The sequence below is a fragment of the Ruegeria sp. H8 genome, from assembly GCF_056532905.1.
The window spans coordinates 76,741-87,816 of the sequence record NZ_JBQFNY010000003.1 but is presented as its reverse complement, the minus strand read 5'-3'; the positions used below and the strand labels follow the sequence as shown (position 1 = coordinate 87,816).

Below are 11,076 nucleotides of genomic sequence, written 5' to 3'. Positions count from 1 at the left end.
GGGGCGTTCATGCACCATAAACCCACGACATTGGACGAATGGAAATCGACGCTGATTGCGGCACTGGGGCTGGTCCTTGCTAGCTTCCTGGCCTGGTATGGCCTGTCCCGCTTGAGCGAGGCGGCTGCGGGTGACACGATTGGCACAGTCGCCTCGATCGGGCTATTGATCTGGCTGGTGTCACAATCCTGGTACTACATGACACAGGTGAAATCGCCCCGCAGGCTTTTGTTTCTGATGGGTGTTTCGTTCATACAGGTTGTTCCATTCCTGTTCGCCGCAGTTTACGGGGCCTTTGGGTATAACGACCACTGTGTCATTGGTGCGCAGGGTCCGGGGGATATCCTGTATTTTTCCTATGTCACCTTTACCACAGTCGGATATGGCGACATGTCCCCGACCGGTCTGTGCCGTGGGCTCGCCGTGTCCGAGGCCGTAACAGGCTATATCCTGCTGGGTATGTTTGTTGCCGCAGCAGTTTCGCTTTATGCCCGCAACCACAATCCGGATAGACCCTAATTCGGGGCTATTTGTTGTGATCGATCCAGCGCGACATCATTTTCTTGTCGCGGAAACACTCGGATGGGATCGGGCGGCGCTTGCTGCGTGAAATCCGCTCGGCAAACGCGACTTGTTTTCCCGTCGGGTAATTGTCGAATTGCGAGGTCCCGCGTGGTTTGTGGGCAGAAATCCAGTCAGACAAAAGCCGCCGGTCGCGCTGTGCCTCAACCGGAATCTCAAGGGCTGACTTCTCGGCAATCGCACGCGCATACCGCATCTGCCGATCGGTCACCGGAAGCAGGTGATAGTCGTTGTTCGGCCCGTTCAGGGCGGTGGGGCGTGTTTGCTGGGCCATCGGTTTGTCCTCTGACTGTGTAGAACATAAATAGAACATTAACCAAAAATTTCAAGGTTTGCGGGGTTTGGCAGGCGTGAAACCGCCCCTTTGATGATTTTATTGACTGGTCAATCAATAACCGATAGGCCGATTTTCGACTGACCATTTGTCCCGTCCTGACGGGTGCGAAAGAAAAGGACACGGTATGAAGTTTCAGCCCCGGGCCAGCCATTTCATTGACGGCGAATATGTCGGAGATACAAACGGCGCGGCCATCGAAGTGATCTATCCCGCTACAGGCGAAGTGATTGCACGGTTGCATTCGGCGACGCCGGCGATCGTAGAACAGGCTCTAAACAGTGCAAAAAACGCTCAGGCAGCATGGGCGGCCCTGTCCGGGACGGAACGTGGCCGCATCCTGCGCCGCGCCTCTGATATCATGCGCGAACGCAATTACGACCTGTCCGTTCTGGAAACCCATGATACCGGCAAACCGATTCAGGAAACCACCGTGGCCGATGCCACCTCGGGGGCCGATGCGCTGGAGTATTTTGGTGGATTGGCCGCCTCTCTGACTGGCGAGCATATTCCGCTGGGCGGGGGTGATTTCGTCTATACCATCCGCGAGGCGCTGGGCGTTTGCGTCGGGATCGGCGCCTGGAATTACCCCACGCAGATCGCCTGCTGGAAAGGTGCCCCTGCACTTGCCTGCGGTAACACGATGGTATTCAAACCTTCGGAAACCACGCCCCTTTCGGCATTGAAAGTCGCCGAAATTCTTGTCGAGGCCGGCGCGCCCAAGGGCGTCTACAACGTGATCCAGGGGTACGGTGATGTCGGTGCTTCGCTGGTCTCTGATCCGCGCGTGGCCAAGGTCTCTTTGACAGGTTCTGTGCCGACGGGCCGCAAGGTCTATGCTGCTGCGGCGGATGGCATGAAGCATGTGACCATGGAACTTGGCGGCAAATCCCCGATGATCGTCTTTGACGACGCCGACATCGAAAACGCTGTTTCAGGTGCGATCCTGGGCAATTTCTACTCTTCGGGCCAGGTTTGTTCCAACGGCACCCGCGTCTTCGTTCAGAAAGGTATCAAAGAGGCATTCCTGAAACGCCTGTCGGAACGTCTAGCGCACGCGAAAATCGGCGATCCAATGGACGAGGACGTCAGCTTTGGCCCGATGGTCAGCGAGAACCAGATGAACATCACCCTGGGCTATATCGAAAAGGGCAAAGCCGAAGGCGCAAGATTGGTTTATGGCGGTGAACGGATCGAAAGAGACGGTTATTTTGTGCAGCCTACGGTTTTTGCTGACGTCACGGACAACATGACCATCGCGCGCGAGGAAATCTTTGGCCCCGTCATGTCGGTGCTGGATTTCGAGACAGAGGAAGAGGTGATGGCCCGCGCCAATGACACCGAGTTCGGTCTGGCCGCAGGTGTCTTCACGAATGATCTGACCAGGGCGCATCGAATCGTGGCCGGATTCGAAGCTGGCACTTGCTATATCAACACCTACAACCTTGCCCCGGTCGAAGCGCCGTTTGGTGGATCGAAGATGTCCGGTGTCGGGCGCGAGAACTCGAAACTGGCGATCAATCACTTCTCGGAAATGAAAACCGTCTATGTCTCGATGAATGATGTTGAGGCTCCGTACTGAAGCAAGGACGGTTGTCCGCTGTTTTTGACGTCTCAGCTCCCGGTGTGTGACGCCGGGAGCTGAGGAAACGCCAGCCAGTGGCGTGCAATACTGCACTGGCAATACCGATGCCTGTCAGCGTGTCGGAAAAGGCGGGCTTGCAGAATTTGTGTCCAAAGACGTTGCCATCCCAAGCCGGTTGGCCAGGTTTGATGAGGAGACACGTCCGCGATTTCTCTGACCACTGAACTCATTGAAGGCGCGGAACTCTTACCGCCGAATTTCGGATGTGGCGTCTCGTTTTCACGCATCTGCCGTCAGTGCCACGGCACCGGTTGCTTCACGGGCGGTCAGCCGTCGTGACCTTTGTGGTTGAGGAACGCGGCCTGAAGTTCGGCGGCCTGTTCTTCTGTGTCATGTCTGGAACACAACATCCTTGAAAGAAGTTGGAGCTTTTTTGCATCCCGCCTGATCGGGCGTTCTGATTGGACCCGCTTTGAAGCAACGGCGCCGGGTTGCCAGCGGTTGAAACGCATCGCAGGGGATACCGGTTTAGGGACCGGCGTTCACTTTGCCGGGTGCGGCCGGAACAGTCGCGATATACGTCATTTTACCCCAACTGCGTTCAACATCTCATCGATCCGCTGGCGGGCCGACCGGCTGTCCTTCAACAGGTTTTCCGCATCCGCCAGCGGCTTTTCCGCCAACCGTTCCGGCAGGTCAGACAAGGCTTGGGTCATTTGATTCAATGCCGCGTATTTCCCGCCCGCAGGTTCCAACCTTTTATCCGATACTCCGGCCAGCCAGAAGTACCGGTTTGCCGCTTCGTTTTGTTCGAGATCTCGGAGCATATCGCCGGCGGCTGCAAAATCTTCTGTTGAAACCATCGCCTGCGCGCGCAAGGCGATCGCCTCTTCGGAATTGTCATCAGCCAGTTCCAGCAGGGCTTGATGAGGGCGCCCCGACAGCAAAGCGGCCCGAGCCCGCAACCGAGCCCGATCCGAGCGCCGAGACTGATCTTCCGGTTTGTTCGCCAGCGCGAATGTCTGCTGAGCAAAGCCCAGATCAGCAAGACGGCTTGCCAATGCAATTGCAGTATCGGTTGTCAGCACTGCCGTCATGTCTAGCTGCATTACCTCCATCGTCTGGCGTAGAAAGGTTGCGTCGTCCGATCTCTCGGCAAGCAATTGCAGATGCCGATTGATCGCGCCGTCACTATCGGGTCCGGGTGGCTGCGCTTTGATCACGTCAAATGCGCGGTCGAATTCCTGGCTCAGGCTCAGAGCGATCGCATAGGTGCGGTTCATCATCGCGCCCAGCTCCGATCGTCTGAACTCGACCGCATAAGATGCCGCCAGATCAAGCTCCTGAGAAGAAACAGCTTTGCGTTCAGACCAACGTTTTTCCACCAGGCGCGCCAAAGCCAGCGGAGACTCAGTGGCGGCGTCGGTAGAGGTTATAACCTCGGTCAACAACTCTTCTTCACGGTCACTGTCCCCTTCCGCCTTGGCAACGCTGGCTTTGGCCTGAGCGAAACGGGATGTCGTTTCCGGTTCAATCCGGTCAACCGAACGAAGGATTCTGCGGGCAGCCTCCAGTTGTTGTGCGCTCACCAGTATTTCTGATAACCGCGGCCCCAGCTGGCGGCGAAGATGATCCGGCAGTCTTGAATACGCGTTTTCGATTGCTTCCACGTTTGCGTCAGGTGCCAGTTCCCCATCGGACAACACAGCCCAAAGTGCGGCATCGCTGTCACATCGTTGCAGGTAGTTGAATGGATTCCTGGGCAGCGGCGGCCGGTTTTCTACAACCCGCGCAATTGCCGCAACGGGCTCGAAGCCCTTTGGCGGCGCCTCCAACAGCCTCAAGACACTCAACGCTTCGGCTCCGAAACCGAAAGAGGCGTAGAGCCTGGCCAAGTTCATGGCCTTTTCGCCGTCAAGTTTGTCAAACTCTTTGTACAGCCCAGAGCGGAGAGCTGATACCTGATCCGGAAAAGGCGTGTCCCCTGACCAGGCCGCAAAATTCAGCTCAGCAGTCGAGATGCAGGCCGGTCTTTGGTCAATTGGTTGCAGTTCTGCGTTCAAAACATTCTGCAAATCGTCCAGAACCGTGGTGAGACGTACGTTCGAACGCAATTGGGAAGGCACAACGCTTGTACCCGACGGGGCGGTAGTGCGAGGCCCGACAGGAGCAAGCTTCAAGTCCAGCAACTTGCGATCGGTCCCTTGCAGAAGACGAGTGGACAGCTGGTTTTTTATCCCCTGCTCAGTCATGGTGAGGAGCGGAAGATGCAACCCTGTCTCAACCGATGGCGGTTTGCCTTCGGCCGTTTTTCCGATCAAGGGTGGCGGTACATTCTCAAGAAGCGGCGGCAACAATTCCCCTGGCGCGATGTCCAGTACGATCATCGAGTTTCTGTACAGAAACGCCGACGCCACGCAGTCGCACCCGAACTCCAGCTCCAAAGCGCTGCCGGGGTTTTCCTGCGACAATGAGGCCAGGCGGTTCGTGGTCAAACGCCCAAAAACCGAGCTGGTTTTGAATGTCACGTCGTCCAGGGCAATGGTAAGGCTGGCGCCGTTCTTCCGTTGCGCCAGCACCCAGCGGGTATCCGGTGGCACGTCGAAAACCAGACGTGTGAATCCGTCATGCTCACCGGATCGCACCACCACGTCCTGTGCGGTCACGGCAGATGCAGCCGTGACCAAAATCGCAATCAGAAACCCGAAGCGCTTCATGCCGCGGCCTGCTTAAGCTCTTTCAATGCGTCTTCCAGCTCGGAAAAGCCCGGGCGGTTATGGGTTGGGGTGTTCTGGCGTCCGACTTCAATGCACATGGCGGCATTGTGGTTGTGCAGGTTGGCCACCAGTACTTCTTTGATCAGCTGATAAAAGTGGTTGTCTTCTTCAACCACGGCTTTCAGTTTGCCTGCGAAGGGGCCGACCAGACCATAGGCCAGAAAAACGCCCAGGAACGTGCCTACCAGGGCACCCCCAATCAGCTTCCCCAGCACTTCGGGCGGCTGATCGATTGATCCCATCGTCTTGATCACGCCCAGAACCGCAGCAACGATCCCCAGCGCGGGCAGGCCGTCTGCTACTGTTTGAAGCGCATGGCTTGAGTGCATGGCGTGATGAAAATTCGCCTCCATGCGCTTCTCCAGAACCTCTTCAACCTGATGCGGATCGTCATAATTCATCGCCGCCGACCGCATGGTGTCACAAATCAGGTCGACGGCCTCCTTGTCTGATTGGATCTTGGGGTATGCGGAAAACAAGCTGGAGTTTTCGGGGTCTTCTATATGCTGCTCGACCTCAACAGGGTTGGCGCGGGCAATGCGGATCAACGAAAACAGAAGGCACAGAAGGTCACGATAGTCTTCGGGCTTCCATTTCGGGCCCTTGAAAACCTTGGCCATGTCTTTGATCGTATGTTTCACGCCGCCCATGTCATTGCTGATCAGAAAGGCTCCTACGGCGGCGCCACCGATCATCATCATTTCGAAGGGAAGAGATTTCATGATGATGGTCATCTTGCCACCTGCCGCGAGATAGCCGCCGAAGACCATTACGAAGATGACAACAATTCCAACAATTCCAATCATTTGAGATCTCCAGATGAGTTCTGTGCGTTACCGGGCAACACGGGCGACTACTCCTGTGGGGCAGAGGCGTTGCGTCCGGCCATGACAACGCTGATCGTATAGGCCGCTTCGGGGCTCAGGCCCGCCAGTACGCCAGCCGCTGCGTCCGCCGGCATGCGGGACAGGAACCCTGCGGCAAAGGTCGGGTCCATAGTTTCAAACAACGCGGCTGCGTCCTTGGGTTTCATGTTCTGGTAAACATCCGTCAGGCGCGCCAGATCGTTCTCTGCCGCCTTGTCCGCAACCGCCAACGTGGCACGCAGGGCATCTTCTGCTTCCTTCAGGGCCGTCAGACGCGTTTCAACGGCCTGGGTTGCGATCTCCAGTGCTTTTTCCTGATCGCGCAATTCAGCCTCTCGCTGTTTGACGCGTTCCTCCCGGCGCAAAAGCTCTGCCAGCACAACCTGAACATCGCGTGTTTCGGATGCGGCAGGCTTGTTTTCCACGACTTCGGGTGTCGCCGGTTTGGCGAGCGCGGGTCCTGCCTCCAAGCCAACGCGAATGGCTGCCGAGCCGATCATCAGCAATGAGATGACAGCAAGCACACCGCCGCGCGGGCGTGTATCGTGTTTGGCGTTGCGCGCAAGGCTCATGCCTGCGCCCCGTTCTGCTTGCGGTCATGGCGGAAGAACATCAGGCCCTCTGGCGCCTTGGGTTGCTCTTCACGCGCACCAGTTTCGGCCGGTTCCGCTGCTTTCTCGTGCTTGGTGCCCTGTTCCTCTTCAGGCTGGGGATCGTCTTGGACAGGCTTTGCCGTTTCCGGGGCAGCAGTTTCTTCTTCGGGTATGACATCATGCAGAGATGCCATCATCAGCTCTAGGTGCTGAGCCACGGTCTCAGCCCTTTGCGTCAGCGCCTTCAGCTGATCCCCCGATTGATCCGAGGCATTTCGCGCGCTGTCCAGGGATTTCTTCAGCTCTTCCGCCTGGGTCGACAACACGGCCACCGCGCCACCGACGCCTTTTTCAAGATCGGTGAACCGCCTGAGGCGGCGCGACAGCACAAAACAATAAAGACCCGCGCCCAACGCACCGGCGACCAGCAAAATATCCGCAATCAGCTCCAATTCCGCCTCCTAATTCAGTACAAATTCCATCACCAGCACATCGCGAACGCGCCCTTCGCCAACAACAATTCCAATGCGTCGCAGCAGGTGACCTCGGATGCGCGTCAATGCCAGCGAATCCTCAAGGTCCTTCAATTCAACAGCTCGCAGGTATCCGTTCAGGACATCCATGATTCGTGGCTGCATTTTTTTCACATCAGCTATGTACGGCGCGTTAACTTCGAGCTGAGCGTGGAACTTCAAATGTCGCGAATTGCCGGAATTCACCGATACAACAACCGGCGGCAGATCAATGAAACCGACATCCGCCAGCGCTTTGGCAGGTTCCTCTTTCGCCTCGTCCTTGCCGGCCTCAACCGCGGCCTTGCCACCCAGCGGAATCAATCCGGATGACGTCAGGAAATACCCGCCCGCAGCGCCGGCGATGGCAAGAAGCATCCCGATCAGCATTCCCTTTTTCCCTTTTTTCCCGGTGGGTTCCGCCAGTTCGTCGGTTGCGTCGGTCATGACGTCCTCATTCATCAGTTCCGACCCCGTCATAACCGCGCAGGGACTAACCGATTGTTAAGAGCAATCGTCCAAACAGAGAGTGCGTCGGGCAGAATGCCGGCGAGTCGGAGGTGAGCGTGCAGCAGATCGGAACTGTCTGGGCTAATTTGGACAGGCGTAAACAAATCATCGTCGCCGGTGCGGTTGCGCTGGTGTTTCTGGGAATCCTTGGCATGTCGCGCCTCGTGACGGCTCCGTCCATGACGCTGCTTTATGCGGGTCTGGAAAGCGGTGCCGCCGGGGAAATAGTACGCGCGCTGGACCAGCGCGGCGTCACATATGAAATCCGGGGCGGATCGATCTACGTATCCGGCGCGCAGCGCGACGAGCTGCGAATGACCCTGGCCAGCGAAGGCCTGCCCGCAAACGGCAACAAAGGGTACGAACTGCTTGATTCGCTAAGCGGGTTTGGCACCACCTCTCAGATGTTCGATGCTGCCTATTGGCGCGCGAAAGAGGGTGAACTGGCGCGGACGATTGTCGGAAGCCCGCATATAAGTCAGGCGCGCGTCCATATTGCCAACGGGACGGCAAACCCGTTTCAGCGCAGCGTGTCACCAACGGCTTCGGTCTACCTGGTGCCATCCGGGACCGAAATTACCGGGGATCAGGCCAAGGCCATCCGGTTCCTTGTTGCCTCGGCCGTCAGCGGCCTGACGCCCGAGAACGTTACGGTGGTTGATTCGCACGGGGCCGTGATTGGCGGGCAGGATACCGCAGCGCCTGCGGACACTGCGGACGACAAGTCGCGCCAGTTGCGGGAACGTGTTCTGCGTCTGGTCGAGGCGCGTGTCGGTACAGGCAATGCCGTGGTCGAGGTCAGTGTGGACACCGAAACCAAGACGGAATCCATTCGCGAGCGGCGCTTTGACCCCAAAGGCCGCGTGGCGATCAGCACGGATGTCGAAGAACGTTCGGACAGCGCCCGAAACCAGTCATCGGATGTCACCGTGGCGTCGAACCTGCCGGATGGCGATGCGGCGGGCGGGGACGAATCGAACTCGACGGCTACCCAAACTCGTGAGCGGGTGAACTACGAAGTCTCCGAGACTGAGTTGGAAGTTCATAAGGCTGCCGGCGCGATCAAGCGCCTGACGGTTGCAGTTCTGGTTAATGGGAAAAGATCGGTGGACGCCTCCGGTGCCGAAGTCTTCACGCCCTTGCCCCAGGAAGAGCTTACCGCTCTGGAAGAGCTCGTGGCGTCGGCAGTCGGGTACGATGCGGCGCGCGGGGACGTTATCACACTGAAATCCATGGATTTGCCGTCGGTCGAACCACAGGGCACCCTAGTATCGTCGTCGCTCTGGCAGAACATCCATCTGGACGTCATGTCCTTGATACAGATGGCTGTGCTGGCTTTGGTTTCGCTCGTGCTGGCCCTGTTCGTGATCCGCCCGATCCTGACGAATGCAACACCGACACCGGCGCTGCTGGCGGCGTCAGGAGGGGCGGATTCGGATACCTTGGCGCTGACAGGTGAAATCGCGCCGGAGGAACCGGCAGAGCTCTCGACCCTGCCGGCAGAGCGTGGTGTTCCGGCTCTCGGCTCGAACGCCACGGAGGATCCTGTCGACCGGCTGCGCGCCATGATCGGTGACAAGCAGGAAGAAACTGTCGAGATCCTGCGCAGTTGGCTTGAAGAAGGTGAGGAGCGGGTGTGATGTCGATTGCCCATCTTCTTGAGGATTTCACCACCCAGACCGGTACGGGGCCTGTTCTGATCTTGAATGAGGACACGCTGGAAGAACAACGGCTCGCTGCCTTCGAAGACGGGTATGGGGCCGGTTGGGAAGATGCCTCGCGGGCGCAGGAGCAAAGCCGCGGCCAGATTTCGGCTGAATTGGCAAGGTCGCTTGAGGATATGTCTTTCACCTATCACGAAGCCATCGCCCGCATGACCCTGTCGTTGGAGCCCATGTTCACCAGCCTGGTTCAGACCGTACTGCCTGAGATGGCCGAGCGCGGCCTTGCAGCCCGCATCGTGGAGCAACTCTGTGAAATGGCGCGTTCGCGGATAGAGCAGCCGATGCAGATTTTGGTGCCGCCGGGTTGTGCCGAGAGTGTCGCAGCGCTGTTGCCGCAAGATCTGCATTCCACTCCTCAGGTGATCGAACACTCGGACCTGGAGCCGGGTCAGGCCCGCATTCAGGTCGGTACGAGCCGGCGTGAGGTTGATTGCACCGCTTTGCTCGCCGCCATCGAACAGATCTTTGACGCTTATGTCTTTGAGACAAGAGAGGCTTTGTCCAATGAATGACACCCAGATCCCGAAATCTGAAAAACCCAACCCCTTCGACTCGGTCCCGATTGAAGTGACCGTTTCTGTTGGTCGTGCGCGCCCATTGATCAAGGACCTGTTGAAGATGGGAGAGAATGCCGTGCTGACCCTGGACAAACGGATCGAAGATCCGGTTGACCTCTATGTTGGGGATCAGTTGGTGGCACGCGGGCTGTTGGAGGAAATGGAAGGCGATCAGGCAGGGCAACTTGCAGTGCGCTTGACCGAGATTGCGGATTTGCACAACGGAATCGGTTGATGCGCTATGTAATCTGCCTGGCTTTGGTGGCCGTGTTGACGCCCTCACTGGCCGCTGCCCAGGATTTGACCTTGTCCCTGGGCGAGGGCGGGTCGATTTCCGCCCGGACGATCCAGCTGATTCTGCTGATCACAGTGCTGAGCATCGCTCCGGGGCTGGCGATCATGATCACCTGCTTTCCCTTCCTGATCACCGTTCTGTCGATCCTGCGGCAAGGGATCGGCCTGCAACAATCGCCGCCCAATATGCTGTTGGTCAGCCTGGCGTTGTTCCTGACCTATTTCATCATGGACCCGGTGTTTTCAGAGGCATGGGAGACAGGGATACGACCGATGATGGAAGAAACGATGGAAGTGGAACCAGCGTTGGAGCGCGCGTTGGAGCCGTTCCGTGCCTTCATGGCGGCCCGACTGGATGCGGACACGTTCTATGCCATGGCGGCTTTGCGCCCCGGTGGTGAGGCTATGGAGTTGTCCGCACAAGCGCCGTTGTCGGTCTTGATGCCGTCCTTCATGCTGTCGGAAATCGCACGGGCGTTTCAGATCGGGTTTCTGATTTTCCTGCCGTTTCTGATCATCGATCTTGTCGTGGCCGCTGTATTGATGTCGATGGGCATGATGATGGTGCCACCGGCCATCGTATCCTTGCCATTCAAGCTGGCGTTTTTCGTGATCGCCGACGGGTGGGCTTTGATTGCAGGCGCTTTGGTGCGCAGTTACATGCCGTGACCTCGACATGTAGCCGCGGCGCGCTGAAAAAACTGGCGGTCAGACGCCTCTGTCCCAATGGTGCCAAAGGCGT

General features: G+C 57.8%; 12 protein-coding genes. 6 read left to right on the top strand and 6 right to left on the bottom strand.

The features are described 5' to 3' along the window. Positions 1-9: 9 nt before the first annotated feature. Positions 10-519, top strand: a complete 510-nt coding sequence (locus tag ACR0A2_RS09960; protein ID WP_480834904.1) for a potassium channel family protein — start codon at positions 10-12, stop codon at positions 517-519. A 7-nt stretch (positions 520-526) separates the two neighbouring features. Here the strand turns inward: ACR0A2_RS09960 and ACR0A2_RS09955 are convergent, their stop codons facing one another. Further along, positions 527-856: a hypothetical protein gene (locus ACR0A2_RS09955; RefSeq protein ID WP_171117096.1), complete on the bottom strand. Its 330-nt coding sequence runs from the start codon at positions 854-856 to the stop codon at positions 527-529. A 187-nt stretch (positions 857-1,043) separates the two neighbouring features. Between ACR0A2_RS09955 and betB the strand changes: the two genes are divergently transcribed. Beyond that, complete coding sequence (gene betB / locus ACR0A2_RS09950; RefSeq protein WP_480834903.1) at positions 1,044-2,498, top strand: betaine-aldehyde dehydrogenase; 1,455 nt, start codon at positions 1,044-1,046, stop codon at positions 2,496-2,498. Between the two features lie 584 nt (positions 2,499-3,082). Here the strand turns inward: betB and ACR0A2_RS09945 are convergent. The 5 genes from ACR0A2_RS09945 to ACR0A2_RS09925 are packed head-to-tail and all read right to left on the bottom strand — an operon-like array spanning position 3,083 to position 7,696. After that, positions 3,083-5,218 (bottom strand): hypothetical protein, encoded by a 2,136-nt coding sequence (locus tag ACR0A2_RS09945; RefSeq protein WP_480834902.1) that lies wholly within the window; start codon positions 5,216-5,218, stop codon positions 3,083-3,085. Beyond that, positions 5,215-6,084 (bottom strand): flagellar motor stator protein MotA, encoded by an 870-nt coding sequence (gene motA, locus ACR0A2_RS09940; RefSeq protein WP_152459429.1) that lies wholly within the window; start codon positions 6,082-6,084, stop codon positions 5,215-5,217. Before motA ends, ACR0A2_RS09945 begins: the two co-directional genes overlap by 4 nt. Before the next feature lie 47 nt (positions 6,085-6,131). Next, entirely contained in the window at positions 6,132-6,716 is a 585-nt protein-coding gene (locus ACR0A2_RS09935; RefSeq protein ID WP_171617049.1) for a MotE family protein, read from the bottom strand. After that, on the bottom strand, positions 6,713-7,189 hold the full coding sequence (locus ACR0A2_RS09930; protein ID WP_171617047.1) for a hypothetical protein: 477 nt from the start codon (positions 7,187-7,189) through the stop codon (positions 6,713-6,715). The genes ACR0A2_RS09935 and ACR0A2_RS09930 overlap by 4 nt, the downstream gene beginning before the upstream one ends. Before the next feature lie 9 nt (positions 7,190-7,198). Further along, a complete protein-coding gene (locus ACR0A2_RS09925) occupies positions 7,199-7,696 on the bottom strand; it encodes a flagellar basal body-associated FliL family protein (RefSeq protein WP_171117108.1) in 498 nt (165 codons plus the stop codon). 119 nt (positions 7,697-7,815) lie between these two features. Here ACR0A2_RS09925 and fliF point away from each other — a divergent pair, with 119 nt between their 5' ends. The 4 genes from fliF to fliP are packed head-to-tail and all read left to right on the top strand — an operon-like array spanning position 7,816 to position 11,003. Continuing rightward, positions 7,816-9,399, top strand: coding sequence for a flagellar basal-body MS-ring/collar protein FliF (fliF, locus tag ACR0A2_RS09920; RefSeq protein ID WP_480834901.1), 1,584 nt, complete (start codon positions 7,816-7,818; stop codon positions 9,397-9,399). After that, positions 9,399-9,995 carry a FliH/SctL family protein gene (locus tag ACR0A2_RS09915; protein ID WP_480834900.1) on the top strand — a complete coding sequence of 199 codons (597 nt, stop codon included), beginning with the start codon at positions 9,399-9,401 and terminating at the stop codon, positions 9,993-9,995. The genes fliF and ACR0A2_RS09915 overlap by 1 nt, the downstream gene beginning before the upstream one ends. After that, positions 9,988-10,275 (top strand): FliM/FliN family flagellar motor switch protein, encoded by a 288-nt coding sequence (locus ACR0A2_RS09910; RefSeq protein ID WP_480834899.1) that lies wholly within the window; start codon positions 9,988-9,990, stop codon positions 10,273-10,275. The genes ACR0A2_RS09915 and ACR0A2_RS09910 overlap by 8 nt, the downstream gene beginning before the upstream one ends. Continuing rightward, positions 10,275-11,003, top strand: coding sequence for a flagellar type III secretion system pore protein FliP (fliP, locus tag ACR0A2_RS09905; protein ID WP_480834898.1), 729 nt, complete (start codon positions 10,275-10,277; stop codon positions 11,001-11,003). The genes ACR0A2_RS09910 and fliP overlap by 1 nt, the downstream gene beginning before the upstream one ends. Positions 11,004-11,076: the final 73 nt, after the last annotated feature.

Coding starts and splice junctions, on each gene's coding strand:
- ACR0A2_RS09960 (WP_480834904.1), top strand. CDS start 10: ATGCACCATAAACCCACGACATTGGACGAATGGAAATCGACGCTGATT.
- ACR0A2_RS09955 (WP_171117096.1), bottom strand. CDS start 856: ATGGCCCAGCAAACACGCCCCACCGCCCTGAACGGGCCGAACAACGAC.
- betB (WP_480834903.1), top strand. CDS start 1,044: ATGAAGTTTCAGCCCCGGGCCAGCCATTTCATTGACGGCGAATATGTC.
- ACR0A2_RS09945 (WP_480834902.1), bottom strand. CDS start 5,218: ATGAAGCGCTTCGGGTTTCTGATTGCGATTTTGGTCACGGCTGCATCT.
- motA (WP_152459429.1), bottom strand. CDS start 6,084: ATGATTGGAATTGTTGGAATTGTTGTCATCTTCGTAATGGTCTTCGGC.
- ACR0A2_RS09935 (WP_171617049.1), bottom strand. CDS start 6,716: ATGAGCCTTGCGCGCAACGCCAAACACGATACACGCCCGCGCGGCGGT.
- ACR0A2_RS09925 (WP_171117108.1), bottom strand. CDS start 7,696: ATGACCGACGCAACCGACGAACTGGCGGAACCCACCGGGAAAAAAGGG.
- ACR0A2_RS09915 (WP_480834900.1), top strand. CDS start 9,399: ATGTCGATTGCCCATCTTCTTGAGGATTTCACCACCCAGACCGGTACG.
- ACR0A2_RS09910 (WP_480834899.1), top strand. CDS start 9,988: ATGAATGACACCCAGATCCCGAAATCTGAAAAACCCAACCCCTTCGAC.
- fliP (WP_480834898.1), top strand. CDS start 10,275: ATGCGCTATGTAATCTGCCTGGCTTTGGTGGCCGTGTTGACGCCCTCA.